The organism is Dyella sp. LX-66 (assembly GCF_018599165.1).
Taxonomy (GTDB): domain Bacteria; phylum Pseudomonadota; class Gammaproteobacteria; order Xanthomonadales; family Rhodanobacteraceae; genus Dyella_D; species Dyella_D marensis.
The window spans coordinates 139192-166170 of record NZ_JAHFVJ010000003.1; the positions used below are offsets into that span (position 1 = coordinate 139192).

A 26979-nucleotide genomic window follows, 5' to 3' on the forward strand; every position below is an offset into this window, starting at 1 on the left:
CCCCCCACCCCAAAACCCGCGGGTCTTTGTGTTGGTGGGGTCCCGTCCGCCCCCCCCACACCCCCCCCCGACGCCTTATGGGGCAGGCGCCGCCGGCAGATCCGAAATCATCTGCCGCGCCAGGCCCTCATAGTCGTAATCGAAATGATGATCGCCCGTCTTGCGATACACCTTGATCCACGCCGGCAAACCGGCCGTGGCGCAGATGGTGTCGTCCTCGTCGTCCTTGCCGTAGTAGCACATCACCGGCGGATGGCCGTCCAGGGCGAGCAGCGGCGGGCGGGCGTCGGAGTGCTTCACCGGATTGAGCAGCTGGAACAGGTTCTGCGTCTGCGTCTTGAACCAGCCCTCGACCATATAGCCCTGCATCTCGATCTCGTAGCTGACGTCCTTGCTCGGCGACAGCAGCACCAGCTGGGCGACGCGGGCGCGGTTTTCCGGTTTCAGCTTTTCGATGACCGAGGGCAGCACGTCGGCGCCGAAGGAGAAGCCGATCAGCCACACGCGCTTTTTGCCCAGCCGTGCGGTGGACTGTTCGATCAGCGCGTCCAGGTCGGCGGCCGAGGCCTCGGCATTGCTCTGGCGCCAGTAGTACTTGAGCAGGCTCACGCCCATCACCGGCACGCCGTGCTGGGCCAGGATGGCGCCGAGCTGCTTGTCCAGGTCGCGCCAGCCGCCATCGCCGGAATAGAAAATGGCGACCACGTCGCCACGCCCTTCCAGCGGCTTGGCGCCCGGCGCGGCCGGCAGTTCGACCAGGGACTCGGCCATCGTCGCGTGATGCCAGGGCTGCCAGACGAGCGCGCCCGCGGCCGCGGCGGCGAGCACGAGGCCGCCGATGATCTTGGTGATTCGTTTCATCGGCGCACCATACCCGATAGGCCGCCGGAGATCAGGCTGGCGATATTGGCCAGCACCAGCGGCAAGGCGATGCCCGCGGGAACCGCGAGATAGCGCGGCTCCCACTCGGGATCGAATTTGTCCTTGTACTTGTGCAGGCCGCGGAAGTTGTAGAAGCGTTCGCCGCGGCCGAACACCAGCGCGCCCAGGCGGCTCCACAGCGGCGCGGTGCGCCGGTTCTGCAGGCCGGAGAACGGCGCCATGCCGAGGTTGAACCAGACGTAGCCTTCGGCGCGCGCCCACTGCATCAATTCGATGAACATGAAATCCATCACGCCCGAAGTGCCGTCCGGCAGGTGGCGCATCAGATCCACCGAAGCCTCTTCCTTGCTGTCGGTAAGGAACAGGTTGGCGAAGGCCACCAGCTCCTCGCCCTTCCACACCAGGGCCATCGGCGTGCGCGCCAGATAGGCCGGGTCGAAGGTGCCGAGCGAGAAGCCTTTTTCGCGCACGCCCTTGTCGCGCATCCAGGCATCGGAGATCGGCTTCAAGCGCGGGATCAGCGCGCCGACTTCGTCCGCCGGCACGATCTGCAGGCGCATGCCTTCGCGGGTGAGCTTGTTGATGGTGTTGCGCAGCACCTTCTTGGACTTGCCGTCGAGGTTGAAGCCGTCCAGCTTGACGCGCGCTTCCTCGCCGATCTTCAGCAGGTTCATGCCCACTTCCAGATACAGGTCGAGGTCCTGCGGCCGCACCTGGTAGAACAGCGGCCAGCCGCCGGCGCGTTCGCATTGCTCGCGGAAGGTCCACACCAGTTCGCGGCGCGCGTCTTCGTCCTCGCCCACGGGATCGCCCATGGCGACCCAGCTGCGGCCTTCCACGTCGTACATGATGAAGGCCTTGCTTTCGCCGTCGAACAGCAGGGTCTTGTCGCTCATCAGCGCCAGGTGCGCCTGCGCCGAGGAATAGTGCTTGATCAGCGGCAGCGCGCGCGCCAGTTCCTCTTCGCCCGGCAGGTGCAGGTCAGGCCGCGCGGGGCGGATCAGATTGGCCAGCGCGAACAGCATGCCCACCGCCGCCGCGCCCACCAGCGCACGCAGCGCGCGCGGCGCACCGCCGTGATAGAAGCTGAATTCCCACCACAGGTTGGTGCTGTATTCGACGTGCTTGTAGCTGAAGGACACCAGCCAGCCCGCGCAGCCGAGCACGGCGAGGATGGCGATGATCCAGCCCACCGAGAAGGTGGCGCTGAACAGCGAGGCGCGGCGATAGAACAGGCGGTGCGCCGGCGCCAGGCCCAAGGCCAGCAGCGAGAGCAGGGTGGCTTCTTCGTAGTCGATGCCCTTGAGCAGCGACAGCACCGCGCCGAGCAGCAGCAGCACCAGGGTCAGCACATAGGCCGCATCCAGCCGGCGCTGCAGGCCGCGCGCCAGGATCAGCAGCAGCATGCCGACCATGCTGGCCAGGAAGTGCGAGAACTCCAGAACCGGCAGCGGCAGCACGTGGCGCAGGATTTCCATGCGTCCCGGCAGCGCGGACGTCGCGCCGGAGAACAGCAGCACTGCGCCGGAAACCAGGGTGAGGCCGGCGAAGAACGGCGGCAGCAGGCCGGTGAACCACGGCGCCAGCGGCACCTTGCCGGCCACGCCGCGCGCCTCGCGCGCCAGCACCACCACGGTGGCGGCGCACAGCGGCAGGAAGTAGTAGATCAGGCGGTACGCGGCCAGCGCGCCGAGGATCGGCGCCTCCAGGCCTTCGTTGCCGGTGGCGCCGAAGCCGGCCAGCATCACCGCCTCGAATACACCCAGGCCGCCGGGCACGTGGCTGACCAGGCCGGCGATCTGCGCCAGCACGAAGATCGCCATGAAGTGGCCGAAGCCGGTGTCCACCGCGTTCGGCATCAGCAGGTACAGCACCCACGCGGCCAGGCCCCAGTCCACCGCGCCGGTAAGAATCTGCCGCGCCGCCGTGGGCGTGGACGGCCAGCTCACGCGCCAGCGCCACAGGCGCAGCGGCTGGCGCAGCACCTGGCTGCCGGCCAGCCACAGCACGGGGATAAGGGTGAGCACGATCGCCACCGGAATGCGCAGGCTGGCCATCGGCACCGTCGGCGGCACCGGCACCAGCAGCAGGGTCACGCCGGTGAGCGCGAACAGGCCGAGCCAGAAACTGGCCGTGCAATACAGCACCACCTTGGCCACCTCGGCGGTGGACAGGCCGGCCTGGATATAGAAGCGGTAACGGATCGAACCCGAGATCAGCAGGGCCATGCCCAGCGCATTGCTGAAGGCGTAGCTGATGAAGGAGATCAGGGTGACCTGGGCGCGCGGCAGCTTGCGGCCGATCGAGGCAAGGCCGAACCAGTCGTACAGGGTCATCACGCCGTAGCTGGCCGCGGTGAGCAGCATGGCCAGCACGATGCGGTGGTTTTCCAGGCCGTGCACGTAGCGCGCGACTTCGCGGTAGCTGACCTGGCTGGCCAGCGAGCGCAGCGCCCACAGCGCCAGGCAGAGCATGCCGACCGAAAGCAGCGGACCGGCGAGCCGGCGCAGCCACGCCCCGCGAGGGCGCGTCAGGGCTTCTGCCGGCTCCGGAGCGTCCGCCCCTCTCTGCTCCACCACTCGACCCAAGGCCTCCACGAATGATTCAAGGCATGCGCCTGCACGCCGGGCGTTCCTGCAACCGATCCGCGCGCCATGCGCCTGGCGGCCGCGAGCACGAAGCCTCGTCCACCACGGTCGGCAAGCATAGCGTGTCGAACCTGTCTGCGGTCCGTCGTTTCCCGGTTGTTCCCCTGGCCGCCGCGCAGCGCGGGCATGGACAACATGCGGGTGCGCAGCCGCGGAGCGGTCGCGCCAGTGTAAGACGAACAACGCAGCGGAAAATGACAACGGCCGGACATGCCGGCCGCCGTCTTCCCGGCCGCCGGTTCACCGGCGGTATGGGTAAGGCATTACGCGTTCGCGTTGCCGCGCGCCAGGCGGGCGATCCAGCGGTACAGCACCACCACGATCGCGATGAAGGCCAGGCCGCCGAGGATCTCCGCCGTATTGGCGAACGACGGCGACACCAGGGCCAGCGGCGCGCCCTTGCCGGAGAACGCCACGATCGCGGCGATCACCACGCCGATGATGCTCTCGCCCACGATCAGGCCGGAGGCGAGCAGCACGCCCAGCTGCTTGGTGGCCTCGGGCTTCGGGCCGCGGTCCGCGCGGCGGTCGAACAGCCAGCCCACCACCGAGCCGACCACCACCATCAAGGTGCTGGCCGTGGGCAGGTAGATGCCCAGGCCCACCGCCAGCGGCGGGATGCGCATCTTGGTGGTGCGCGCCAGGATGGCGTCGACCACGATCACCGCGATGCCGATGCCGATGCCGGTGGTGATCAGGCCCCAGTCGATGTTGTTGGTGATCACGCCCTGCGCCAGCGCCGAGATCAGGCCGGCCTGCGGCGCGGGCAGCGCGGCGGGGCCGGCGCCGGGCACGCCGGCGAAACCGTAGGCCTTGTTGAGCAGGTCCAGCACCGGCGGGATCACCGCGGCGCCGGCGATCACGCCGATCACCAGGGCCACCTGCTGGCGCCACGGCGTGGCGTCGACCAGCTGGCCGGTCTTGAGGTCCTGCAGGTTGTTGTTGGCGATCGCGGCCACGGTGAAGATCACCGCGGTGGTGAACAGCGCAAACGCCACCAGCGCCTTGCCGGCCTCGGCCGGCACGTAGGGCTTCACGCCCGCCACCAGCAGCAGCGCGGCGCCGATCACCACCAGGATGCCCACGCCCGACAGCGGGCTGTTGGACGAACCGATCAGGCCGGCCATGTAGCCGCACACGGTGGATACGAAGAAGCCCATCAGCACCACGTAGGCCACGCCGCCCACCGCCAGCACGGCGAGGTGGTCGCCCAGGCCGCTGGTGTTGGCGAAGTAGCCGAGCAGCCAGGCGATCGGCACGAAGCAGACCAGGGTGATCAGGCCGACGATGCCGATCGGGATGTCCTGCTCGGTGCGCGGCAGCGAAGCGGCGTTGCCGGCCTTGCGCACGCGCGAGGCGGCCATGGCCGAGGTGAGGCCGCTGATCACCGGCTTGACCAGCTTGGCCAGGGTCCAGATGGCGGACACGCCGATGGCGCCGGCGCCGACGTAGCGCACCTTGTGGCTCCAGGTGGCCTGGGCCAGCTCGGCCACGCCGCCGGCAACATGCTCGAACGGCGAATAGAACGGCACGCCCCAGCCCCAGCCGATCAGCGCGCCGACCAGCATGGCGATACCGACCGACAGGCCGACCAGGTGGCCGATCGCGAACAGCGCGAAGGAAAGATTGAAGTCGAAGCCGCTGACCGAGCCCTTGTCGCCGACGCGGAAGTAGCTGATCACGTCCGAGGCGAACACCTGGGTGGCCACCACCACGGCGAACACCGCCGAGACGACCGAACCCCACAGCACCGCCAGCAGGCCGGCCCTGCCCTCTTCCACGCTGCCGCCGGCTTCATGCTCGCCGCTGCCGACCTTCAGCACTTCGGCGCAGGCGATGCCTTCCGGATACGGCAGGTCGGAATTGGTGACCAGGGCGCGGCGCAGCGGGATCGAATACATCACGCCCAGGATGCCGCCGAGCGCGCACACCGCGAACGAGGTCCAGAACGGAAAGCCGGTCCACCAGCCGATCATGATCATGCCGGGCAGCACGAAGATGATCGAGGACAAGGTGCCGGCCGCCGAGGCGATGGTCTGCACCACGTTGTTTTCCTGGATGGTGGATCCGCGCATCGCGCGCAGGATCGCCATCGAGATCACCGCCGCCGGAATCGACGTGGCGAAGGTGAGGCCGGCCTTGAGGCCGAAGAAGACGTTGGCGGCGGTGAACACCAGGGTGAGCAGTACGCCGAGGATCACGCCGCGTACGGTCAATTCCTTGCGCACGTCGGCGACAGCCGGCAGCGCGCTCACAAGTGCTTTCCTTTCATGCTGGAGTTCTCCCCATGGAGTAGTAGTTCGGTTTTATCGGCGGCATTGGAATGAGACGGCGGCCGCTCGCCGATCGCTGTCCTGAATCGTCCTAGATTTGCCACATTTTCGCCCTGGAGCAAAGAGCGTGTGCGGCAAAAAGCCGTGTTTGGTGCGACAACTTAAGCCCTCTCCCACCGGCGACCCGAAGGTAGTCCCGTGGGAGAGAGGGGTTGGGGTGAGGGTACGGCCGGAGCGCAAGAATGATGTGCACCGCTCCGGCCGAACCCTCATCCGGCTGCCGCCACCTTCTCCCGGAGGGAGAAGGATTCCAAATTTGAGGATTAGAGAATCTTTTGACCGTCCTGCATTTTCGGAGACTGCCTACCAGAAAACTTGATTCTCCCTTGCCGGGTGCCGCCGCATACTCGCGGCTCCCCACGGACCCGAGGTATCCCCATGCCCGCCCCGCATCCCGACGCCATCGATGGCCTCGACACGCACTTCGCGCCGGAGCACCCGCTGGCCGCGCTGAGCGGTTTCTACCGCGCCTTCAACCAGCGCGACCTGGAGGCGATGGCGCGCAACTGGTCGCACGACGAGGCGGCGTCGATGAGCAATCCGCTGGGCGGCATCGAGCGCGGGTGGTCGCGCATACGCGCGGTGTACGAGCGCATCTTTCTGGGCGAGGCGCATGTGCGCGTGGTGTTCCACGATTACACCCTCCACGAATTCGGCGACGCCTTCCTCGCGGTGGGGCGCGAGCGCGGCGTGCTGGAGCGGGGCAATACCAAGCTGGAACTGGCCATCCGCACCACGCGCCTGTACCGGCGCGTGGACGGACAGTGGCGGCAGTTCCATCACCATGGATCGTTCGAGGATCCGGCGCTGCTGGAGGCCTACCACGAGGCGGTGCGCTGAGCGCTCAGCGCGCACCGGCGCTGGTGCGGCTGCTCGCCACCGAGATGCGCCCCGGATATTCGCCGCCCGCCCTGCTCTGCTCGAACCATTGGCGGCCATGCAGGCTGGCCAGCTGCGGGTGCGCGAGGTAGCGCCCCGCGTAGTCCGCCAGCTGGCGCCAGCGCTGCGCGTCCTGGCGCAGCTGGGTGAGGTGGGCGCGCAGCTGGCCGCCGGATGGCGTGCCCAGCCAGCCGGCACCGGCCCATTCCCGCACGAACTGGCGCAATGCGATCGCGGCGGTCCAAGCCGCGGACGCCTGCGCCAGCGCGTTGGCGCGGATCGCATGCAGGCGCTCGGGCAGAAAGCGCGCCAGGCCTTCGTCCTCCAACGCCAGCGGACTGTTGCCCTGCAGGTCGTTGAGCAGGCGATCGAGCTGGGTGTCCGGATAAATCCGCACGGCATCCGCCTCAGAATTGCTCTGTACTCCGAAAATTGCCTTCTCCATCTTGCTTTCCTCGCACTTTGCTACTAGCGAATAAATCTAATAAATACAAGGAAATACCATCATAAGTTGACAATCTAAACAATTAGAAATTGCCTACTCGGCGGGTCAGATCATCAACAATGGCGCTCGTCTTCCGTGCTCGACCACTGTTGTTTCCGACCCCCGCGAAACGTGCCGCCCAGGCCGTCCGCGGCACCGCGAGAAGGAGCCTCTTTTGGCAATGAACGGGTTTTCCCAGCGTCTGCATCTGGCCATGGACCTGATCGGCATGAGCAAGGGCCGTGGCCGCACGACCCGCCTGGCCGACATGTTCGGCGTATCGCGCGAGACGGCACGCAAATGGCTCAGCGACATGGCCCGGCCCGAAACCAAGCGCATGACCGAGATCGCCGGACGCTTCGGCGTGAGTTTCGAATGGCTGGCCACCGGGCGCGGCGAGCCGAAGGGCTTCATGAAAGTGCAGGACGCCGCGGCGCCGTACCGGGTGGACCATCGCGAACAGGCGCGCCTGTTCGGGCTGATCGGCCGGCTTACGCGGGATCAGCGCAAGGCCTTGCTGGTGATCCTGGAGCAGATGGTGAAGAAGGAATAAGGCCTGGCGGTACGCATGAAAAAAGCCCGCTCGATCGAGCGGGCTTTTTTTCTTAGGCGGCCGGCACGCGGGAGATCAGTGCGCGTTGACCATGATGTCCACGATCAGGCCGGTGGCGACGGCGGTGAGGAAGATCTGGCCGTCGTCGTCGCGCACGTAGCGGTAGCCGCGGTCGGGACGGCGCAAGTGGTAACGCTCGTAGTCGGTCACGTAGTAGGTGCGCTCGTAGTAGCGGTCCGGCAGGCGCTCGCCGCGGCGGTAGGCGTGCTTCTCCCAGCCGCGGTGCTGGCCGTTGTCGTGGCGGCCTTCGTCCTTCGGATTGTGGCCGCGGTCATGATCGCGGTCGTGATCCCAATCATGGTCCTGCGGCGCGGCCCAGGCGGCGGCGCTGGTGACGAGCAGTGCGATGGCGGTGGTCAGACCCAGCAGGCGTTTCATGGCGGCTCCGTACCCCTCAAGGGGCGTTGATGGCTTGCGGCTGCGTGGGCAGCCGGAAGCGATGCTAGCGCCGGCAAGCTGAATTGCCAGGGCTGCCGCGCGCAACCGCGGCTGAACCGGGCTGATTGTTGGGCAAAAAATAAGGATCCGCGTCGCCGCGGATCCTTCGATTGGTGGGCCGTGACAGATTCGAACTGTCGACCAACGGATTAAAAGTCCGCTGCTCTACCGGCTGAGCTAACGGCCCATGTACTCAAAAAGCCAAGCGGGCGATTTTAAGGTCAGCGCGCCTGGGGCACAAGCAAACGGCTCAGGCGTAGCGCGTGGGATCGGGCAGGCCGGCCTCGCGGAAGCCCTGCGCGCGCAGGCGGCAGGCATCGCAATGGCCGCAGGCGCGGCCCTGCGCGTCGGCGTTGTAGCAGCTCACGGTTTGTGCGAAATCCACGCCCAGGCGTGCGCCTTCGCGCGCGATGTCCGCCTTGCTCATGCGCATCAGCGGCGCGTGCACGCGGATGCCCGCGCCTTCGACGCCGGCCTTGGTGGCCACGTTGGCAAGCTGCTCGAAGGCCTCGATAAAGGCCGGGCGGCAATCCGGATAGCCGGAATAATCGACCACATTGACGCCACACCAGATGGCGCTGGAACCCAGCACCTCGGCCCAGCCCAGCGCAATCGACAGCATGATGGTGTTGCGCGCCGGCACATAGGTGACGGGGATGCCGCCGGCTTCGCCGTGCAGGTCGGCGTCGAGCGGCACGTCGATGTCGGCGGTGAGCGCCGAGCCGCCGATCGAGCGCAGGTCGACCTGCACCGTCTTGTGTTCCACCGCGCCGAGCAGGCGCGACACGCGCGCCGAGGCTTCCAGTTCGGAACTGTGGCGCTGGCCATAAGCCACGCTCAGCGCGTGCACCTGGTAGCCCTGTTCGCGCGCGATGGCGATGGTGACGGCGGAATCCATGCCGCCGGAAACGAGCACGACGGCCTTGCGGGGAGAACTTTCAGACATGGCTACTTCCACTTGCTTGGGTCAGGCCGGTCACCGGCCGGAGAGCGCCACCGGCAGCACAGGCCGGCGCGCGGAAACTGCTCAGGTCTGCGCGCTCAAGGCGCGCGGACGATCAATGCCCCGGCGCGTCGTTCCACAGCAGCTTGTGCAGCTGCAGCTGGAAGCGCACCGGCAGCTTGTCCTCGATGATCCATTCGGCGAGCTCGCGCGGATTCACCTTGCCGTGCACCGGCGAGAACAGCACCATGCAGCGCCGGTCGATGGCGTGCGTGGCGACGGCTTCGCACGCCCATGCGTAGTCGGCGCGGCTGGCCAGCACGAACTTCACCTGGTCGTGCGGCAGCAGGTGGTCCAGGTTGGACCACAGGTTGCGCGCGCTCTCGCCGGAGTCCGGAGGCTTCAGGTCCATCACCTTGCGCACGCGCGGATCGACCGCGGCCACGTCGAGCGCACCGGAGGTTTCCAGCGACACGTCGTAGCCGGCATCGCACAGGCGCTGCAGCAGGATCAGGCAGCGCTTCTGCGCCAGCGGCTCGCCGCCGGTGACGCAGACGTGCTTCGCGCCATGCGAGGCCACCTCGGCGAGGATGTCGTCGATGTCGCGCCAGCCGCCGCCGTAGAACGAATACTCGGTATCGCACCACACGCAGCGCAGCGGGCAGCCGGTGAGGCGCACGAATACGGTGCGCCAGCCGATCGCATCGGCCTCGCCCTGGATCGAGTGGAAGATCTCGGTGATGCGCAGCCGCTCGGCCATGGCCGGCGTCGACGTGGTGGACGCCACGTTCGCGTTGCCTTCGCTCACCGCCGGAACCTCAGTTGGCCGGCTGCTGCTGCAGTCGGCGCAGCCGCTCCTGGGCCAGGCTGGCGGCCTTGGAACCCGGATACTTGGTGGTCACCGACTTCAGCGTGGCCTTGCCCTGCTCGGCCTGCTTCAGTTCCAGCTGGCTGTAGCCGAGCTTGAGCATCGCGTCGGGCGCCTTGTCGCTCTGCGCGTACTGCGAGAGCAGGCGCTGGAAGGTCTCGGCCGCGAGCGGGTAGTTCATGGTCCCGTAGTAGGACTCGCCCAGCCAGTAGAACGCGTTGGGCATCAGCGGGCTGTCGGGGTACTGCTGGATGAAGCCGCGGAAGCCGCGCGAGGCCGCCACGAAGTCGCCGTTGCGCAGCGACTTGAAGGCGGTGTCGTAGGCGGCCTGCGCACCGGCCTGGTCGGCCGGCGCAGCGGCGGGCGCCTTCGTGTCGCCGGGCTTGCCCTTGGTGTCCGTAGCTGCAGCAGCAGCCGCGGCGGACGCGGCATGGGTGCTGCCGGCGGAGGCAGGCGCGGCGTTCGCGTCGCTGCCGGCGGCGGCATGGTTGCCGGCACCGCTTTCGAGGCGGCCGATACGCGAATCGAGATCCGTGTACTGCGCCTTGTTGGAATCCTTCAGTTCCTGCAGCTGGTGCTGCAGTTCTTCGATCTGGCCCTGCATCTGCCGCATCTGCGCCTGCAGTGCCTGCATCTGGTTGACCATGCCGACGCCGCCCTGGTCCTGGTTCTGCGCCTGCTGCTCGAGCCGCGCGACGCGGTCGGCAAGGCTGAGGCGGGAATCCTGCGCCAGTGCGGGAACGGCAAAAAGCATGGCGGACGCTATCGCGCCCGCCATGCCGAGCCGCCTGGCCGTGTAGCTGTTAGCCAGTCGCTGCTTCATGCTTACTTCGCCGTGTAGACGATCTCGACGCGGCGGTTCTTGCCCCAGCAATCCTCGTTGTGCTCACGGCACACCGGCTTCTCCTTGCCGTAGCTGATCACGTTCAGCTGGCTGGCCGAACCGCCGGCGGCGGTCAGGGCGCTGGAGACAGCGTTGCCACGGCGCTCGCCGAGGCCCAGGTTGTACTCGCGGGTGCCGCGCTCGTCGGTGTTGCCTTCCAGGCGGATCTGGGCGGTCGGGCGGTCCTGCAGGTACTTGGCGTGGCACGCCATGATCTGCTGGAACTCCGGCTTGATCTCGTCCTTGTCGAAATCGAAGTACACGACGCGCTGACGCAGGCAAGCGTCACGGTCGAGATCTTCCGGGGTGTACTTGCCCGAGGTCGGCTGCTGGCTGGTGGCCACCGGGGTGGTGTCCGCCGGGGTCTGCGGCTTGACTTCCTGCTTCTTCGAGCATGCGGCCGCGCCAACGCAGAGCAGGGCGACCAGGGCGACGCGAACGGTCTTATTCATGGTGGACGTTCCTTCAAACGGGTTTGAGTTCCGACAGTCAATAGCGATTGCGGTTACAGGACAGTGATCGCCGGTGGACCGGCTGTTATTGTGACACCTTGGTACCGGCGCCGCGGCTGGCCGCTGCGCCGGCCACCCGCCAGGCCCAGGGCCCGAAGGGCGACCGGACCGGCAGCAGGATCTTTGCCCCACCACCGCCCCTGATCTTGCGGGCCGCTGCGCCTCAAGGCGCGCGGCCGCTCATTCAACGCTGCCGGTACGGACCCCAGGACGGTTCGCGCACGTCGCCATCGGCAAGCACGAGGCGCTGGCGAACCTGACCATCCGCCGAAACGGCATAAAGCACGCCGCGCCGTCCTTCGGTAGCGGCATACAGCAGCATGCTGGCGTTGGGCGCGAAGCTCGGGGACTCATCGATCGGGCCCGGCGAGAGCGGACGCACCTGCCCACCCAGACTGCGGTCCATGACCGCAATACGATACACGTTCCCGTTGCCCTGCACCATGGCGACCTGCTTGCCGTCGTAGCTGACGTCGGCGCTCAGGTTGTTCTGGCCCTGGAAGCTGATGCGGTTGGCGCCGCCGCCGGAGGCCGGCATCTGGTAAATCTGCGGGCGGCCCGAGCGGTCCGAGGTGAAGTAGATGCTCTGGCCGTCCGGCGACCACACCGGCTCGGTATTGATGGCCAGGCTCTTGGTCAGGCGGGTCTCCTGGCGGCTGGCCACGTCCATCACGTAGATCTCGGGGTTGCCCGAATAGGACAGGGACACCGCCAGCTTGGTGCCGTCCGGCGACCAGGCCGGGGCGCTGTTGATGCCTCGCGGACGGGCCGAGACCAGCTGGCGCTGGCCGGTGGTGATGTCCTGCACGTAGATGGCCGAGTTGCCGCTTTCGAAGGAGACGTAGGCGATCTTCTTGCCGTCCGGCGACCAGTGCGGCGACAGCAGGGACTCGCGCGAGCGCGCCACCACCTGCGGGTTGAAGCCGTCCGAATCGGCCACGATCAGCGAGTACGTGGTGTTGTTGCCCAGGCCCACCGCGGTGATGTACGCGATGCGGGTCCAGAACGCGCCGCGCACGCCGGTGATCTTTTCGTAGATCTGGTCGGCGATCTGGTGGGCCACGCCGCGCAGGTCGCCGGCCGGGGCGGTGAAGGCCTGGGCCAGCAGGCTCTGCTGCTTGTTGACGTCCCACAGCTCGTACTCGACGCGCAGCATGCCGCCGCCGGCGTCGCTGATGCGGCCGATGGTGAGGAAGTCCTGCTTGAGCAGGCGCCAGGTCGGGAACTTGATGTCCGCACCCTTGGACGGCGTCTCCACGATCTCGCTCTTGGCCAGCGAACGGAACTTGCCCGAGCGGTTGAAATCGTTGCGGATCACGTCGGCCACGTCGGTGGGCAGCGGCGCGCCGCCGGCCTGGGCGAACGGCACCACCGCGATCGGCGTGGCGGTCTTGAGGCCACCGACGATGTCGACGTTGAGCGACTGGGCTGCGGCCTGGCCGGCGAAGAGACCGGACAAGGCCAGCAGGACGATGGCGAAAGCTGAGCTCAATTTGCGCATGGGCTTGATCACTGCGGCCTGAAGGTCATATCGATATTACGGTTGAATACGCTCTCGAACCCCTTGTAAGGCAGAGGTTTGGCGCGAAGGACGGCGTTCTCGAGAGAGCGCTTGCCGGCCTCGTCATAAGGACAGGACGAGTCGACTTTGGCGCTCATCACGTCGCCGCCCGGCAATTGCACGATGTGCACAACGCACGGAGCGCTCGGCATGTTATCCGGGCGGAGCCAATTCTGAGTGACGGCGTTCTGAATCGCCGCGCGGTACTGAGCCAGCAGGCTGTTGTCGGGGCCGTTCTGGCCGGTCTGGCGCTCGTCGGCCCTGGGCAGATCGGCTTGACCGTTGTCCTTGGCGTCCTTGATGTCTTCCAGCTGCTGCTTGGCCTGTTTGGCCTTGTTTTCCAGCTTCGCGCGCGCCTGGTCGGCCTTGTCCATCTGGGCGAACAGGTCGTCCAGCTTCTTCTTTTCTTCCTTCTGCTTGGCCGCCTGGGCGTCCAGCTCGGACTGCCGCTGGCGCTGGCGCTCTTCCTGTTCGCGCTTGGCGTCCTCCGCCTTCTGCAGGGCGTCGGCCACCACTTTTTCCTGGTCCTTGATGTCCGGACGCTCCGGCGGCGGCGGCAGGGTCTTCACCACCGGGGCCTCCTGCGTCGGAGTCGGCGGCGTCACCGTGGGCGGCGGCGGCGTGGTGTCCGGGACCGGCTTGGCCTTGGTGGCCTTCGGCGGCGGCGCGCCGGTGGGGCCGATCAGGGTGGCTTCGATGATCTGGCCCGGCAGCGCGATCGGCTTCGGGCAGGCGAGCAGGTTGAGGCCCGGCGGCAGGTGCAGGGCCTCGAACACTTCTTCGTAGAACGAGCAGGGCACGATGGCGAGGGCCAGAAAGCCCACCAGGCCCAGGTGCAGGATGGCGGAAAGGATGACCGCCTTGGGCGTGCCTTTACGGTCGTCCATGCTTCCCGCTCGACTCGGGCTGGCTCATCAGGCCGATCTTCGACACGCCCGCTTCCTGCAGCACCGGCAGGATCAGATAGACCTTGCCGTAGTTGGCCCGCTCGTCGCCGGCCACCAGCACCTGCAGGTCCGGATTTTCCTTCTGGAACGCAGTGATCTTGGCCTTGAACTCCTCGGCGCTGACCGGCTCGCGCTTGGAGCCCTGCGAGCTGAGATAGATCTGGCCGTTCTCGTCGACCGAGACCACCACCGGGTCTTTCTTGTCCTGCAGCGACTTGGCCTGGGTCTGCGGCAGCTGGATGTCCACGCCGAGATTCATCATCGGCGCGGTCACCATGAAGATGATCAGCAGCACGAGCATGACGTCGATGTACGGCACGACGTTGATCTCGGACTTGAGCTTGAAGCGCTTGTGGCGCGCGGAACTACGCATGAGGAAACCCTCCGCTCAGGCCGCGTCGTCGGTCTGGATCTGGCGCTGCAGGACGGAGGAGAACTCCTCCTGGAACACCTCGTAGCGCGACGCCACCCGATCGACCTTGTTGGCGTAGCGGTTGTAGGCCCACACCGCCGGAATGGCGGCGAACAGGCCCATGGCGGTGGCGATCAGCGCCTCGGAGATGTGCGGGGCGACCACGGCGATGGTCACGTCCTTCATCTCGCCCAGGCCCTGGAACGCGCCCATGATGCCGATGACGGTGCCGAACAGGCCGACGTAGGGGCTGATGGAACCGACGTTGGCGAGGAACTCCAGGTTGCGTTCCAGATGCCCGATCTCGCGGGTGCCGGCCACGCGCATGGCGCGCTCGGTGCCTTCGATGACGATGCGCAGGTCGTGGGTGCGGCGCTGGCGCTGGCGGGCGAATTCGCGGAAGCCCGACTCGAACACCGTCTCCAGGCCGCCGTTGTTGCCGGCGCCGCGCCCGCTCACTTCGCGGAACAGCTGGGCCAGGTCGGCGCCGGACCAGAAGCGCTCCTCGAAGCTCTCCGCCTCGTCCATCGCGGACTTCAGCTGCTGGTGCTTGCGGATGATGATCACCCACGACAGGAAGGAGAACACCAGCAGCACCAGCATCACGGCCTGCACCAGGATGCTCGCTTCCGCGACGAGCTTGAAAATGTTCAATCCACCGTTCATTGCTTGAGCGTTCTCCGCCGCGGGTTACTTGATTGGGGGTAGGCCGGGGATCAGGCCGGCGGGGATCTGGGCCGGGCGCATGCGTTCCAGGTCCACGCATGCCACGCGCACCTGCGCGCGGATCAGCGTGGTGCCATCTGCCCGGCTGATCGTCTGACCGAACAGGATACTGGCAGCGCGCCGTTCTTTGACTTCAACCGTTACTTGCAGTTCATCGTCCAGCACGGCGGCCTTGAGGAATTCGATGTGCAGGTCGCGCACCAGGAAGGCCAGGCCGGTGGCCGCCCGCACCGCCGACTGGTCCACGCCCTGCCCGCGCAGCCATTCGGTGCGGGCGCGCTCCAGGAAGCGCAGGTAGCTGGCGTGGTACACCAGGCCGCCGGCGTCGGTGTCTTCCCAATAGACGCGGACCGGCCAGCGGAAGCTGTCCGGGTCGAAGTTCGGCGCGGCGTCAGACATCGGTATCGCCCGTGAACAGGTCGGCCGCCTGCGGCTGGCGCGGCGGCGGGGTCAGGCCCAGGTGGCGCCAGGCCTTGGCGCTGGCCATGCGGCCGCGCGCGGTGCGCACCAGGAAGCCCTGCTGGATCAGATAGGGCTCGACCACGTCTTCCAGGGTGCCGCGGTCCTCGCTGAGCGCGGCGGCCAGGGATTCCACCCCGACCGGGCCGCCGTCGAAGTTCTCGACGATGGTGGCCAGCAGGCGCCGGTCCAGCTCATCGAAGCCCTCGGCGTCCACCTTGAGCATGTCCATCGCGGCCTGGGCCGCGGCGTAGGTGATCTCGCCGCCCGCGCGCACTTCGGCGTAGTCGCGCACGCGGCGCAGCAGGCGGTTGGCGATGCGCGGGGTGCCGCGCGAGCGGCGCGCGATTTCCTGCGCGCCTTCCACTTCGCAGGGAATGCCCATGATGCGCGCCGAGCGGCGCACGATCGCGGTCAGCTCCTCCGGCGAATAGAACTCCAGCCGCTGCACGATGCCGAAGCGGTCGCGCAGCGGCGCGGTGAGCAGGCCGGCGCGGGTGGTGGCGCCGATCAGGGTGAACGGGGGCAGGTCCAGCTTGATCGAGCGGGCCGCGGGGCCTTCGCCGATCATGATGTCGATCTGGAAGTCTTCCATCGCCGGATACAGCACTTCCTCCACCACGGGGGACAGGCGATGGATCTCGTCGACGAACAGCACGTCGTGCGGTTCCAGGTTGGTCAGCAGCGCGGCCAGGTCGCCGGCGCGCTCCAGCACCGGGCCGGAGGTGGAGCGCACGTTGACGCCCAGCTCGTTGGCGATGACATGCGACAAGGTGGTCTTGCCCAGGCCCGGCGGCCCGAAGATCAGCACGTGGTCCAGCGCACCGCCGCGCTTGCGCGCCGCTTCGATATAGATGGAAAGCTGTTCGCGCACCGCCTGCTGGCCGAGGTATTCCGCCAGCCGCTTGGGGCGGATCGAAGCCTCCAGGGCCTCGTCGTCCAGCTGGGCGGCGGACGTGATGATGCGGTGATCGGCCATGGGGTTGGAATAGGTCCGGGAACAGGCGGCATGCGCGATTCGCCGGGCATTCTACCGGACGTAGGTTGGGGTGAGCGCAGCGAACCCCAACAGAACGGCCATCGGGCGAGGTCCGTTGGGGTTCGCCTGCGGCTCACCCCAACCTACGCCGAGGCGGGGCTCAGATCTCGACCTGCGCACCCAGCTCGATCAGCCGGTTGCCCGGGATCTGGAAGAACGCCGTGGCCGGCAGCGCGTTGCGCGCCATGAAGGCGAACAGCTTGTCGCGCCACAGCGCCATGCCGGGGCGGCGCTCGTCGGCGATGATGGTTTCGCGCGACAGGAAGAAGGTGGTGTCCATCATGTCGAACGGCAGGCCCACCTTGGAGCAGCGCAGCAGCGCCTGCGGGATGTTCGGGTCCTCGGCGAAGCCGAAGCGCAGCCCCAGGCCATAGAAATTGCCGCCCAGCGGGGTGAGCTGCACGCGCTCGTCGTACTCGGCCACCGGCGTTTCCAGCATCTCCACCGTCAGCAGCACGTTGCGCTCGTGCAGCACCTTGTTGTGCTTGAGGTTGTGCAGCAGCGCATGCGGCACCGCGTGCTGGTTGGCGGTGAGGAATACCGCCGTGCCCGGCACGCGCAGCGGCGGATGCTCGCCCACGTTCTCGATGAAAGGTTCCAGCGCGAGGCCCGACTGCTTGATCTCGCGCACCACCAGCTCGCGGCCGCGGCGCCAGGTGGTCATCACCACGAACACCGCCACGCCGAGCACCAGCGGGAACCAGCCGCCGTACTCGATCTTGATCACGTTGGCACTCAGGAACGACAGGTCGATGGTGAGCAGCAGCAGGCCGGCGAAGATCACCGTCGGCCGGCTCCAGTGCCACTGGTAGCGCGCCACCACCAGGGCCAGGATGGTGGTCACCGTCATGGTGCCGGTCACCGCGATGCCGTAGGCAGCGCTTAAGTTCTCCGAGCTGCGGAAACCCAGCACCGCGATCAGCACCATCACCAGCAGGAAGGTGTTCACCCAGGGCACGAAGATCTGGCCGGACATCTCGCGCGAGGTGTGCACGATCGGCATGCGCATCGAATAGCCCAGCGACATCGCCTCGCGGGTCATCGAGAACGCGCCGGAGATCACCGCCTGCGAAGCGATGACGGTGGCGATGGTGGCCAGGCCGATCATCGGGTACAGCATGACCTTGGGCACCAGCTTGAAGAACGGGTTGTCGATGGCTTCCGGATGGTTGAGCAGCAGCGCGCCCTGGCCGAAGTAGTTCAGCACCAGGGCCGGCAGCACGAAGCTGAACCAGGCGAGGCGAATCGGCTTCTTGCCGAAGTGGCCCATGTCCGCGTACAGCGCCTCGGCGCCGGTCAGCGCCAGCACCACGCCGCCCAGGGCGATGAAGGCCTGCATGCCGTGGCTCATGAAGAACTTCACGCCGTACATCGGGTTCAGCGCCAGCAGCACGTGCGGATTGAGCGCGATCATCTGCACGCCCAGCGCGGCGATCACGATGAACCAGATCACCATCACCGGCCCGAACAGCTTGCCCACGCGCTCGGTGCCGTGCCGCTGCAGCGCGAACAGGAAGAACAGGATCACCACCGAGGTCACCGGCACCACCCAGTGCGGCAGGTCCGGCACGGCCACCTTCATACCCTCGACCGCCGACAGCACCGAGATGGCCGGGGTGATCACGCCGTCGCCGTAGAACAGCGCCGCGCCGAAGATGCCCAGGATGGCCAGGATCCAGCGCATGCGCGCATCGCCGCGCGAGCTGCGCAGGGCCAGCGCGAGCAGGGCCATGATGCCGCCCTCGCCTTTGTTGTCCGCGCGCATGATGAAGACCACGTACTTCAGCGAGACCACGATGATCTGCGCCCAGAAGATCAGCGACAGCACGCCGAAGATGCTCTCCGGCGTGGGCTTCATGCCGTCGTGGCTGAGCGTGGTCTGCAGCGTGTACAGCGGGCTGGTGCCGATGTCGCCGTACACCACGCCGATCGCGCCCAGCGCGAGCGCAGCGAGGCGCCGCTTGGTCTCGGCATCGGCGCCGTGAAGGTTGTCCTGGCTCACGGACTCAAGCTCCTAATGCGGCGCGCAGCGCCTTGCGGATGATGGCTTCGGCGTTGTCGCCGTCGGCGGCGACCTTCTGCACCAGCCGCGTGACTTCGGCGGGTTTGTAGCCGAGCTGCTGCAGGGCCACGGTGGCCTCGCCGGCGGGATCCAGCGGCGCCGCGCCCTTGCCGGCGGTGCCGGGCAGGCTCACCGCCAGGCCGTCCACGCGGTCGCGCAGCTCCACCACCATGCGTTCGGCGGTCTTCTTGCCGATGCCGGGGATCTTGGTCAGCGCCACCACGTCGCCGGCCTGCACCAGGCGCGCGAAGTCGTGGGTGGAAACACCGGACAGCACGGACAGCGCGATCTTCGCGCCGATCCCGCTGACCTTCTGCAGATTGCGGAACAGCGCCCGCTCGGCCTCGTGCAGGAAGCCGTACAGCGCGACGCTGTCCTCCTTCACCGCGTAGTGGGTGAGCAGGGTCACTTCCTTGCCGGTGGGCGGCAGGTCGTAGATGGTGGACATCGGCGCTTCCAGCTCGTAGCCGACGCCGCCGACTTCCACCAGCAGCCACGGCGGCTGCTTGGATACCAGCACCCCGCGCAGGCGGCCGATCATCGGCGCCTCCAGGCGGTGCGCGGAATGCCGACACGGGCGAGGCTGGCGCGGGTGTGCGCGTGCGTGACGGCGATGGCCAGCGCATCCGCGGCATCCGCCTGCAAGGGGCCCTTGAGGCCGAGCAATACGCCGATCATGTGTTGCACCTGGGTCTTGTCGCCACGGCCGCTGCCGACCACCGACTGCTTCACTTCCGTCGCCGCATATTCGTGCACCGCGATTCCCCGGCTGACCACCGCGCAGATCGCGGCACCCCTCGCCTGCCCAAGCTTCAGCGCCGAATCGGCGTTGCGCGCCATGAACACGCGTTCGATGCCGCACTCCTCCGGACGATGCTCGACGATGATGTCACACAGCTCGTCAAAGATGCGTTTCAGGCGCAGCGGAAAACTGGCTTCGCCGGCCACTGCCAGCGCGCCATGGAATACGTGCGAAAGCTTGCCGCCGCCGTCCACGTCGATGATGCCCACGCCGGTGCGCTGGCTGCCGGGGTCGATGCCGATGATGCGTGTCATGACCGCGGCGTTACGGATCGCGTGAATGGGTAAAGTCCGTCGCGGACCTTACGCATCCTCGGCCGGCAGCACGGCGTTGTGATAGACCTCGTCGACGTCGTCCAGGCCGTTCAAGCGCTCCAGCAGCTTCTCGAACTGCTCCAGCGCTTCGCCGGACGGGGTGACCAGCGGGCCGTTCGGGCGCATCACCACGTCGGAGCTGTCCACCTCGAAACCCGCGCCGGCCAGGGCCTTGCGCATGGCTTCGACGGCGATCGGATCGGCGGCCAGCAGCACGTAGCCCACGCCGTTCTCGATCGCGATGTCTTCGGCGTTGTTCTCGATCGCCGATTCTTCCAGCTTCGCTTCCAGCGCGGCGTCGCCGCCGGTGTGCACCACCACCTGGCCCACGCGGGTGAACTGGAACGCCACCGAATTGGTGGTGCCCATGTTGCCGCCGTTCTTGTTGAGCGCGGCGCGCACGTCGGCCACGGTGCGGGTCTGGTTGTCGGTGACGCAGTCGACGATCAGCGCGGTACCGGCGGGGCCGTAGCCCTCGTACCGCACCTCGTGCATGTCCGCGCCGCCTTCGGCACCGGAGCCGCGCTTGATCGCGCGCTCGATGGTGTCCTTGGTCATGTTCGCCGCCAGCGCCTTGTCGACCGCCGCGCGCAGGCGCGGGTTGGCCGCCGGGTCGGGCGCGCCGCCGCGCGTGGCGATGGTGATTTCGCGGATCAGCTTGGTGAACACCTTGGCGCGCTTGGCGTCTTCGGCGTTCTTGCGACCTTCGATGGACGGGCCTCTACCCATGACGTATTCCTGGATGATGCGGGCGGAAAGTGGCGAATTTTATCCCTTCCGCATGGCGCGCTGGCAAGGCGGCCGCTTCCACGCCCCCGGCGATGCCGCGCAAAGCGCGCCGTGGCGCGGCTTCTCAGGCCTGTTCGCGATCCGCCGGGACGCGGCTGAAATGGCCCTGGCGCAGGAAACCGGCGATCAGGCGTCCGGTTTCCACCGAAAACAGCAGGCCCGTATGGTTGGCTTCCACCACGCAGTGGTCGGCGATGCCGGGCAGGCGCGTTTCGTCCACCGCCACGCTGCCGTCGTGCTCGCCGTCGAACTGGCCCAGCACGTGGCCCAGGCCGAACGGACTGCGGCCGGCGATCACGCCCACTTCGCGCGCGCCGGTCCACTGGTCGAAACCGTCTTCCAGCAGGGCACGGTTATGCCCCAGCAGGACACCGCCGCCGCGTCCGCCCAGGTTGGCGAACGCACGCGCCGCCGCACTGCCCTTGAGCGGGGAACCGAGGCAGACGATGCGCCCTTCCGGCAGGCCGCGGTCGTCCAGGCAGGCGCGCAGTGCCAGCAGGCCGCCCAGGCTATGGCCGACCAGGTGCACCGCACCGCCTTCCGGCGCCGCCTCGCGCATGCGTGCGTGCAGGCGGCCGATGGTCTGTTCCTGTGTCGCGGCCACGCTCATGTAATCGAAGCGATGCACGCGAAAATCCGCTTCCATCAGGCGGCGATGCAGCATCAGCAGCGCGAAGCCGCGCATCCACAGGCCGTGCAGCAGGATTACGTGATCGGTCATCGGCGACAGCGCGGGTCCACAAAAAGCCAAGCAACGATAGAACGGATCAGCCTTGAGGCGCTGACCCGCTCATCACACACCACGGACATCGGACCGCGAAAGCGCTCAGCCGTTCGCCGGCTCCGCCGCCACCTTCACGTGCAGCTCCTTGAGCTGCGCGTCCGGCACCAGCGAGGGTGCGTCGGTCATCAGGTCCTGCGCGCTGGTGGTCTTGGGGAAGGCGATCACGTCGCGGATCGACTCGGTGCCGGCCATCAGCGCCGCGATGCGGTCGATGCCGAAGGCCAGGCCGCCGTGCGGCGGCGCGCCGAACTTCAGCGCCTTGAGCAGGAAGCCGAACTTCGCTTCCGCCTCGTCCGCACCGATGCCGAGCAGCTCGAACACCGCGCTCTGCATGTCCGGGCGATGGATACGGATGGAGCCGCCGCCGATCTCGGCGCCGTTCAGCACCATGTCGTAGCCGCGGCTCACGGCATTCGCCGCATTGGCGCGCAGGTCGGCGATGTCGTCCACCTTTGGCGCGGTGAAAGGATGGTGGAGCGCGACGAAACGCCGCGCTTCCTCGTCGTACTCGAACATCGGGAAGTCGGTGACCCACAGCGGCTTCCAGGCGTTTTCCACCAGGCCGCGGTCCTTGCCGAGCTTCAGGCGCAGCGCGCCCATGAAGTCGGTGACGGTCTTCCACTTGCCGGCGCCGACGAACACGATGTCGCCGCTTTGCGCGCCGGTGGCCTTGAGCAATGCATTGAGTGCCGCGTCGTCGAGGAACTTCGCCACCGGCGAATTGATGCCGTCGCGGCCCTTGGCCAGGTCGTCCACCTTCAGCCAGGCCAGGCCCTTGGCGCCGTACCTGGCCACGTATTCGGTGAGCTGGTCGATCTCCTTGCGGCTCAGGCCCGCGCCTTCCGGCAGGCGCAGCGCGGCGACGCGGCCGGCCGGGTCGTTGGCCGGTTCGGCGAAGACCTTGAATTCCACGTGCTTGAGCGCGTCGGCGACGTCGGCCAGTTCCAGCGCGATGCGCAGGTCCGGCTTGTCCGAACCGAAGCGGCGCATGGCTTCGGCCCAGGTCATCCGCGGGAAGCTGGCGTCCAGTTCCACGCCCTGCACTTCCTTGAACACGTGGCGGATCAGTTCCTCCACGAAGTCCTGCACGTCCTTTTCTTCGACGAAGGCGAATTCCAGGTCGAGCTGGGTGAATTCCGGCTGGCGGTCCGCGCGCAGGTCTTCGTCGCGGAAGCAGCGGGCGATCTGATAGTAGCGGTCGAAGCCGGCCATCATCAGGATCTGCTTGAACAGCTGCGGCGACTGCGGCAGCGCGTAGAACTGGCCCGCATGCACGCGGCTGGGCACCAGGTAGTCGCGCGCGCCTTCCGGCGTGGCCTTGGTCAGGATCGGCGTCTCGATGTCCTGGAAGCCGCGCGCATCCAGATAGCGGCGCAGCGCCTGCACCAGCTTGATGCGGGTGCGCATCATGCGCTGCATTTCCGGGCGGCGCAGGTCGAGGTAGCGGTAGGTCATCCGCATGTCCTCGTTGGGATTCTCGTGCAGCGCGAACGGCAGGTCCTTCGCGGCGTTGAGGATCTCCACCTTGTCCGCCAGCAGCTCGACCGTGCCGGTCTTGAGCTTGTCGTTGGCCGCCAGGCGCTTGCGGATGGTGCCGGTCACGCGCAGGCAGTACTCGTAGCCGATCTGCCCGGCCACCGCGAACGCATCGGCATTGTCCTTGTCCACCACCACCTGGGCGATGCCCTCGTGGTCGCGCAGGTCGACGAAGGCGACGTGGCTCTGCAGGCGGATGGTGTTGACCCAGCCGCACAGGGTGACGGTCTGGCCGACCAGGGCCTCGTCGATGAGGCCGCAGTAATGCGTGCGCATGCGCTTGGAACTCCGGGCCGCCCGGGGCGGCGTGAGACGTGGAAAAGACCGGGAATGGTAGCAGGGCCGGCCGCACGCCCAAAAGAAAGGGCCGGGCCCCGCTCGCGCGAAGCCCGGCCCTCGATCATGCGGACTTACCAGCGGCGATCGATCTGGAAGATGCCGCGGCAGCCGTCGTCCACCCACACGCCACGGCGATCCCAGCCCCAGCTGTCGCCCTCGCGGCACGGCGAGTCGGACAGGCGGCGCACCAGGCGGACCCGGCCGCCGCGCCCCAAATCCACCGGGCAGTATTGGCGGCGGCCACCGTTGCTGTCGCAGCGCAACTGGGCGGAATCGTCGCCCCAGCCCGGGCGGTCGTCGCCCCAGCCGGGACGGTCGCCACCCCAGCCGCCGCCCCAGCCACCGCCGCGCGCCGGCTCGAAGATGGCGCGGCAGCCGCGGTCGACCCACACGCTGCCGCGGTCGTTGCCCCAGGTCTGGCCATAGACGCAGCGGGTGTCCGACAGTTGCCGGGCCAGCTGCGAGGCCGGCCACGGCGTGCGGCAGCGGACGAAGCGCCCGTCATTGCTGGAACAGCTGATCGAACCCTGGTCCCACTGGGCATGCGCGGTCGGCGCCGCCATGGAAGCCATTCCCGCGGCCAGTACCACGGCCGCCCACATCCCCTTGCCGATCGCGCTCATCTTGATGTCCACCCGGTGTTGAAGGTGGCGCCAAGCTACCGCAGGCAGGGCAACCGCACTTGAATATTTTGCGATCCGACCGCTGGAAATTTCGAGAAAGGCGGCGGCCGTTCAGTCGCTGCTGGCGGGAGCCGGTGCGGGGGCGGGGGCCGGCGCCGCTGCCGGGGTGGCCGCGGCATTGTCTCCGGCCAGATTGCGCTTCTTGTCGCCGTCCTTCTTGAAGTCGGTCTCGTACCAGCCGCCGCCGGTCAGGCGGAACTGGGGCGCGCTCAGGCGGCGGTGGACGGTGCCGTCCGCCGCGCACTGCGGGCAGGCGCTGGGATCGGCGTCGGACATCTTCTGCAGGCGGTCGAAACGATGGCCGCAGCCGCCGCATTCGAATTCATAGATAGGCATGGTAGCTCCGTATTCCGGGCCGGCGCGGGCGCCGGCAGGCCGTCATTATCGAGACGAATGGCAGGATTTCAATGTCCCGCCCGGGCGTGCATGCTGGCCTCAAGGGGGAGGCGACGGCATCTTTCCGCCGCCCGTGCAAGCGGGGCATGCGGAAGGTATGGACGTCTAGACGGCTATTGACGAAGCGCCGACGCGGGGTCTAGCCTGCATTGACGCATCGCAACAAACAAAATCGAAGAGGGGAGTTCAGATGCATCAGCGATACAGCACGCTCGCGTCCGCCCTGCTGCTGGCCCTGTCCGCCGGCGCCGCCGCGCAGGACGCCACGCCCGCGGCCGGTACCGACAAGGCCAAGAACCTCAGCACGGTGATCGTCACCGGCACACGCGCCGACAACCGCACCGAAAGCAGTTCGCTCACGCCGATCGACGTGGTCTCGGCCAAGGTGCTGCAGCAGACCGGCACCACCGAGCTCTCCACCGCGCTGTCGCGCATCATCCCCTCGCTCACCTTCCCGCGCCCCGCCGCCGCCGACACCGCCGATTCGCAGCGCCCCGCGCAGCTGCGCGGCCTGTCGCCCGACCAGGTGCTGGTGCTGGTGAACGGCAAGCGCTGGCATCCCGGCGCCATCCTGCTGACCAACGGCGTGCTCGGCCGCGGCTCGCAGGCGGTGGATCTCAACACCATCCCGATGGCGGCGATCGACCATATCGAAGTGCTGCGCGACGGCGCTTCCGCGCAGTACGGCTCCGACGCCATCGCCGGCGTGATCAATATCGTGCTCAAGGGCGGCGCCGACGGCGGCGCGGTGGAACTGAGCGGCGGCCAGTACTCGGCCGGCGACGGCCGGCAGTGGAAAGGCTCGGCCAGCTTCGGCCTGCCGTTGAACCACGACCAGGGCTGGCTGCGCTTCACCCTGCAGGACGGCCATCAGGACTACAGCAACCGCGCCGGCCCCAACCGCACCCGCGCCTGGGAAGGCACCACGCAGCGCTACGGCGACCCGGAAGTGGGCGACCACAACCTGTTCCTCAACGGCCAGTACAAGCTCGGCGAATCGGCGGAGCTTTACACCTTCGGCCACATCGGCAAGCGCGACAGCACCTCGCCGGCGTTCTTCCGCAACCTGGCCAACAGCAACTCGGTGCCGTCGCTCTATCCGAACGGCTACCTGCCGCTGGAGAACGCCGACTCGCTCGACCAGTCCCTGGTGCTGGGCGTGCGCGGCAAGACCGCCGGCGGCTGGCGCTGGGACGTCAGCGCCAACTACGGCGGCAACCGCGTGTCGTACGCCACCAACAACAGCGTGAACCGCGCCTTCCTGCACGACTTCGGCAGCAGCCCCACCAGCTTCCACGACGGCATCCTGTCGGCCTCGCAGCAGGCCTTCGACGTAGACCTGGCCAAGGAGTTCTCCACCAGCTGGCTGCCCAATCCGGTGACCCTGGCCTTCGGCGCCGAATACCTGCGCCAGACCTACAAGATCGACGCCGGCGACCTGGCTTCGTACTACACCGGCACCTCGGGCACATCCGGCGGCGCGCAGGGCTTCGGCGGCTTCCAGCCGGCCAATGCGGGTTCGCATGCGCGCCACGACGTGGCCGAATACGTGAGCCTGGAAACCAACCTCACCGACAAGCTCGGCGCCTCGCTGGCCGGACGCCACGAGCACTACAGCGACTTCGGCAACACCACCTCGGGCGCACTGGCGCTGCGCTACGACTTCACCGACCGCTTCGCCCTGCGCGGCAGCGCCTCCACCGGCTTCCGCGCACCGTCGCTGGCGCAGCAGAATTACTCGTACGTCTCCTCGCTGTTCTTCGGCGCCGGCAATTCGCTGGGCCTGCCTCAGGGCATCTACAACACCGGCATCGTGCCGGCCACCAGCAAGGTGGCCACCCTGCTGGGCGGCGAGCCGCTGAAGCCGGAGAAGTCGCGCAACCTCACCGTGGGCGCGGTGTGGAATCCGATCGACCCGCTGAACCTCAGCATCGACGTGTACCAGATCAAGATCGACAACCGCATCGTGCTGTCCAGCAACCTGGCCACCAATTCGGCCACGGTGCACAACTACCTGGTGGCCAACGGCGTCGCCGATCTCAACTACAGCGGCATCGCCTACTTCACCAACGCGCTGAACACGCGCACGCGCGGCGTGGACCTGGTCGGCAGCTACCTGTTCGACTTCGGCAACGCCGGCACCCTGCAGGCCACGCTCAGCTACAACTACAACAAGAACAAGGTCACCGACCTCAAGGCCAATCCCGCCGCGCTCAACGCGCTGGGCCTGAACCTCAAGCGCATCGACCGCCGCGACCAGTACGGCCTGCTGGCCGATACCACGCCGCGCAGCAAGCTGATTCTCAGCGGCCTGTACAGCGTGGACCGCTGGAGCCTGAGGGGCGCGCTGACCCGCTACGGCAGCTTTATCTCCTACAACTCCACCACCGCCACGCTGGACCAGAAGTTCGACAGCAAGTGGCTGCTCGACCTGGCGGTCAACTACAACCTCGACCGCTGGACCTTCACCCTCGGCGCGGACAACGTGTTCAACACCTATCCGGACCGGGTGATCCCCGCCAACGACAACAGCGGCACCCTGCCCTACTCGGTGTTCTCGCCGTTCGGCTTTAACGGTGCGTATGTGTACGGGAAGCTTGCCTACCGCTGGTAACCCGCTCTTGTAGGTTGGGGTGAGCCGCAGGCG

Annotated in this window: 26 protein-coding genes and 1 tRNA gene; 3 read left to right on the forward strand and 24 right to left on the reverse strand. The window is 67.5% G+C overall.

Features of this window, described 5'->3' with window-relative positions; translation table 11 throughout:
* Positions 1-75 precede the first annotated feature (75 nt).
* From KK141_RS07255 to KK141_RS07265, 3 genes are all read right to left on the reverse strand, one after another.
* Positions 76-861 carry an AcvB/VirJ family lysyl-phosphatidylglycerol hydrolase gene (locus tag KK141_RS07255; RefSeq protein ID WP_214569102.1) on the reverse strand — a complete coding sequence of 262 codons (786 nt, stop codon included), beginning with the start codon at positions 859-861 and terminating at the stop codon, positions 76-78.
* Positions 858-3416 carry a bifunctional lysylphosphatidylglycerol flippase/synthetase MprF gene (gene mprF / locus KK141_RS07260; protein ID WP_345777543.1) on the reverse strand — a complete coding sequence of 853 codons (2559 nt, stop codon included), beginning with the start codon at positions 3414-3416 and terminating at the stop codon, positions 858-860. Before mprF ends, KK141_RS07255 begins: the two co-directional genes overlap by 4 nt.
* Before the next feature lie 377 nt (positions 3417-3793).
* A complete protein-coding gene (locus KK141_RS07265; RefSeq protein ID WP_214569104.1) occupies positions 3794-5785 on the reverse strand; it encodes an oligopeptide transporter, OPT family in 1992 nt (663 codons plus the stop codon).
* A gap of 456 nt (positions 5786-6241) precedes the next feature.
* On the opposite strand from KK141_RS07265, the gene KK141_RS07270 reads away from it, so the two are divergent.
* Positions 6242-6703, forward strand: coding sequence for a nuclear transport factor 2 family protein (locus KK141_RS07270; RefSeq protein WP_214569105.1), 462 nt, complete (start codon positions 6242-6244; stop codon positions 6701-6703).
* Positions 6704-6707: 4 nt separating this feature from the next.
* Here the strand turns inward: KK141_RS07270 and KK141_RS07275 are convergent, their stop codons facing one another.
* Complete coding sequence (locus KK141_RS07275) at positions 6708-7187, reverse strand: hypothetical protein (RefSeq protein WP_214569106.1); 480 nt, start codon at positions 7185-7187, stop codon at positions 6708-6710.
* A 220-nt stretch (positions 7188-7407) separates the two neighbouring features.
* Between KK141_RS07275 and KK141_RS07280 the strand changes: the two genes are divergently transcribed.
* Complete coding sequence (locus KK141_RS07280) at positions 7408-7779, forward strand: transcriptional regulator (protein WP_167252375.1); 372 nt, start codon at positions 7408-7410, stop codon at positions 7777-7779.
* Positions 7780-7854: 75 nt separating this feature from the next.
* Here the strand turns inward: KK141_RS07280 and KK141_RS07285 are convergent, their stop codons facing one another.
* The 20 genes from KK141_RS07285 to KK141_RS07380 all read right to left on the reverse strand — a co-directional run bounded on the left by KK141_RS07285 (position 7855) and on the right by KK141_RS07380 (position 24272).
* Positions 7855-8217: an RcnB family protein gene (locus KK141_RS07285; protein ID WP_214569107.1), complete on the reverse strand. Its 363-nt coding sequence runs from the start codon at positions 8215-8217 to the stop codon at positions 7855-7857.
* A gap of 171 nt (positions 8218-8388) precedes the next feature.
* Positions 8389-8464: transfer RNA gene (locus KK141_RS07290), tRNA-Lys, on the reverse strand.
* 63 nt (positions 8465-8527) lie between these two features.
* Positions 8528-9223, reverse strand: coding sequence for a 7-cyano-7-deazaguanine synthase QueC (queC, locus tag KK141_RS07295; protein WP_214569108.1), 696 nt, complete (start codon positions 9221-9223; stop codon positions 8528-8530).
* Positions 9224-9335: 112 nt separating this feature from the next.
* The gene (queE, locus tag KK141_RS07300; RefSeq protein ID WP_214569441.1) at positions 9336-9980 is read right to left on the reverse strand and encodes a 7-carboxy-7-deazaguanine synthase QueE; all 645 of its coding nucleotides are present in this window, start codon (positions 9978-9980) and stop codon (positions 9336-9338) included.
* 58 nt (positions 9981-10038) lie between these two features.
* A complete protein-coding gene (gene ybgF / locus KK141_RS07305; protein ID WP_214569109.1) occupies positions 10039-10911 on the reverse strand; it encodes a tol-pal system protein YbgF in 873 nt (290 codons plus the stop codon).
* 2 nt (positions 10912-10913) lie between these two features.
* Positions 10914-11423, reverse strand: a complete 510-nt coding sequence (gene pal / locus KK141_RS07310) for a peptidoglycan-associated lipoprotein Pal (RefSeq protein WP_167252378.1) — start codon at positions 11421-11423, stop codon at positions 10914-10916.
* 244 nt (positions 11424-11667) lie between these two features.
* The gene (gene tolB, locus KK141_RS07315) at positions 11668-12984 is read right to left on the reverse strand and encodes a Tol-Pal system beta propeller repeat protein TolB (RefSeq protein WP_167252379.1); all 1317 of its coding nucleotides are present in this window, start codon (positions 12982-12984) and stop codon (positions 11668-11670) included.
* Positions 12985-12992: 8 nt separating this feature from the next.
* On the reverse strand, positions 12993-13931 hold the full coding sequence (locus KK141_RS07320) for a cell envelope integrity protein TolA (protein WP_214569110.1): 939 nt from the start codon (positions 13929-13931) through the stop codon (positions 12993-12995).
* Positions 13918-14364 (reverse strand): protein TolR, encoded by a 447-nt coding sequence (tolR, locus tag KK141_RS07325; RefSeq protein ID WP_214569111.1) that lies wholly within the window; start codon positions 14362-14364, stop codon positions 13918-13920. Before tolR ends, KK141_RS07320 begins: the two co-directional genes overlap by 14 nt.
* 15 nt (positions 14365-14379) lie before the next feature.
* Positions 14380-15069 carry a protein TolQ gene (gene tolQ / locus KK141_RS07330; RefSeq protein ID WP_214569112.1) on the reverse strand — a complete coding sequence of 230 codons (690 nt, stop codon included), beginning with the start codon at positions 15067-15069 and terminating at the stop codon, positions 14380-14382.
* A 24-nt stretch (positions 15070-15093) separates the two neighbouring features.
* Positions 15094-15528, reverse strand: coding sequence for a tol-pal system-associated acyl-CoA thioesterase (gene ybgC, locus KK141_RS07335; RefSeq protein ID WP_214569113.1), 435 nt, complete (start codon positions 15526-15528; stop codon positions 15094-15096).
* Complete coding sequence (gene ruvB, locus KK141_RS07340) at positions 15521-16567, reverse strand: Holliday junction branch migration DNA helicase RuvB (protein ID WP_214569114.1); 1047 nt, start codon at positions 16565-16567, stop codon at positions 15521-15523. Before ruvB ends, ybgC begins: the two co-directional genes overlap by 8 nt.
* A 160-nt stretch (positions 16568-16727) precedes the next feature.
* A complete protein-coding gene (locus tag KK141_RS07345) occupies positions 16728-18629 on the reverse strand; it encodes a potassium transporter Kup (RefSeq protein ID WP_214569115.1) in 1902 nt (633 codons plus the stop codon).
* A gap of 4 nt (positions 18630-18633) precedes the next feature.
* The gene (ruvA, locus tag KK141_RS07350; RefSeq protein WP_214569116.1) at positions 18634-19230 is read right to left on the reverse strand and encodes a Holliday junction branch migration protein RuvA; all 597 of its coding nucleotides are present in this window, start codon (positions 19228-19230) and stop codon (positions 18634-18636) included.
* Positions 19227-19745 carry a crossover junction endodeoxyribonuclease RuvC gene (gene ruvC, locus KK141_RS07355; protein WP_214569117.1) on the reverse strand — a complete coding sequence of 173 codons (519 nt, stop codon included), beginning with the start codon at positions 19743-19745 and terminating at the stop codon, positions 19227-19229. Before ruvC ends, ruvA begins: the two co-directional genes overlap by 4 nt.
* Positions 19746-19793: 48 nt before the next feature.
* On the reverse strand, positions 19794-20534 hold the full coding sequence (locus tag KK141_RS07360) for a YebC/PmpR family DNA-binding transcriptional regulator (RefSeq protein WP_214569118.1): 741 nt from the start codon (positions 20532-20534) through the stop codon (positions 19794-19796).
* Between the two features lie 124 nt (positions 20535-20658).
* Entirely contained in the window at positions 20659-21315 is a 657-nt protein-coding gene (locus KK141_RS07365) for an alpha/beta hydrolase (RefSeq protein ID WP_214569119.1), read from the reverse strand.
* Between the two features lie 105 nt (positions 21316-21420).
* Entirely contained in the window at positions 21421-23190 is a 1770-nt protein-coding gene (aspS, locus tag KK141_RS07370) for an aspartate--tRNA ligase (RefSeq protein ID WP_214569120.1), read from the reverse strand.
* A gap of 134 nt (positions 23191-23324) precedes the next feature.
* Positions 23325-23876 (reverse strand): DUF3011 domain-containing protein, encoded by a 552-nt coding sequence (locus KK141_RS07375; RefSeq protein WP_214569121.1) that lies wholly within the window; start codon positions 23874-23876, stop codon positions 23325-23327.
* Positions 23877-23987: 111 nt separating this feature from the next.
* Entirely contained in the window at positions 23988-24272 is a 285-nt protein-coding gene (locus KK141_RS07380) for a zinc ribbon domain-containing protein (RefSeq protein ID WP_214569122.1), read from the reverse strand.
* A gap of 250 nt (positions 24273-24522) precedes the next feature.
* Between KK141_RS07380 and KK141_RS07385 the strand changes: the two genes are divergently transcribed.
* A complete protein-coding gene (locus KK141_RS07385; protein WP_214569123.1) occupies positions 24523-26946 on the forward strand; it encodes a TonB-dependent receptor in 2424 nt (807 codons plus the stop codon).
* The last annotated feature ends 33 nt before the right edge of the window (positions 26947-26979 follow it).

Bases quoted from the DNA above. Each gene is read 5' to 3' on its own strand.
- queE (WP_214569441.1), bottom strand. From the start codon at position 9,980: ATGGCCGAGCGGCTGCGCATCACCGAGATCTTCCACTCGATCCAGGGC.
- aspS (WP_214569120.1), bottom strand. From the start codon at position 23,190: ATGCGCACGCATTACTGCGGCCTCATCGACGAGGCCCTGGTCGGCCAG.
- KK141_RS07380 (WP_214569122.1), bottom strand. From the start codon at position 24,272: ATGCCTATCTATGAATTCGAATGCGGCGGCTGCGGCCATCGTTTCGAC.
- ruvA (WP_214569116.1), bottom strand. From the start codon at position 19,230: ATGATCGGCCGCCTGCGCGGGGTGCTGGTATCCAAGCAGCCGCCGTGG.
- KK141_RS07275 (WP_214569106.1), bottom strand. From the start codon at position 7,187: ATGGAGAAGGCAATTTTCGGAGTACAGAGCAATTCTGAGGCGGATGCC.
- queC (WP_214569108.1), bottom strand. From the start codon at position 9,223: ATGTCTGAAAGTTCTCCCCGCAAGGCCGTCGTGCTCGTTTCCGGCGGC.
- KK141_RS07320 (WP_214569110.1), bottom strand. From the start codon at position 13,931: ATGGACGACCGTAAAGGCACGCCCAAGGCGGTCATCCTTTCCGCCATC.
- ybgC (WP_214569113.1), bottom strand. From the start codon at position 15,528: ATGTCTGACGCCGCGCCGAACTTCGACCCGGACAGCTTCCGCTGGCCG.
- KK141_RS07360 (WP_214569118.1), bottom strand. From the start codon at position 20,534: ATGGGTAGAGGCCCGTCCATCGAAGGTCGCAAGAACGCCGAAGACGCC.
- KK141_RS07385 (WP_214569123.1), top strand. From the start codon at position 24,523: ATGCATCAGCGATACAGCACGCTCGCGTCCGCCCTGCTGCTGGCCCTG.
- KK141_RS07270 (WP_214569105.1), top strand. From the start codon at position 6,242: ATGCCCGCCCCGCATCCCGACGCCATCGATGGCCTCGACACGCACTTC.
- KK141_RS07255 (WP_214569102.1), bottom strand. From the start codon at position 861: ATGAAACGAATCACCAAGATCATCGGCGGCCTCGTGCTCGCCGCCGCG.
- KK141_RS07280 (WP_167252375.1), top strand. From the start codon at position 7,408: ATGAACGGGTTTTCCCAGCGTCTGCATCTGGCCATGGACCTGATCGGC.
- ruvC (WP_214569117.1), bottom strand. From the start codon at position 19,745: ATGACACGCATCATCGGCATCGACCCCGGCAGCCAGCGCACCGGCGTG.
- ruvB (WP_214569114.1), bottom strand. From the start codon at position 16,567: ATGGCCGATCACCGCATCATCACGTCCGCCGCCCAGCTGGACGACGAG.
- tolQ (WP_214569112.1), bottom strand. From the start codon at position 15,069: ATGAACGGTGGATTGAACATTTTCAAGCTCGTCGCGGAAGCGAGCATC.
- KK141_RS07375 (WP_214569121.1), bottom strand. From the start codon at position 23,876: ATGAGCGCGATCGGCAAGGGGATGTGGGCGGCCGTGGTACTGGCCGCG.
- pal (WP_167252378.1), bottom strand. From the start codon at position 11,423: ATGAATAAGACCGTTCGCGTCGCCCTGGTCGCCCTGCTCTGCGTTGGC.
- KK141_RS07285 (WP_214569107.1), bottom strand. From the start codon at position 8,217: ATGAAACGCCTGCTGGGTCTGACCACCGCCATCGCACTGCTCGTCACC.
- ybgF (WP_214569109.1), bottom strand. From the start codon at position 10,911: ATGAAGCAGCGACTGGCTAACAGCTACACGGCCAGGCGGCTCGGCATG.
- tolB (WP_167252379.1), bottom strand. From the start codon at position 12,984: ATGCGCAAATTGAGCTCAGCTTTCGCCATCGTCCTGCTGGCCTTGTCC.
- tolR (WP_214569111.1), bottom strand. From the start codon at position 14,364: ATGCGTAGTTCCGCGCGCCACAAGCGCTTCAAGCTCAAGTCCGAGATC.
- KK141_RS07365 (WP_214569119.1), bottom strand. From the start codon at position 21,315: ATGACCGATCACGTAATCCTGCTGCACGGCCTGTGGATGCGCGGCTTC.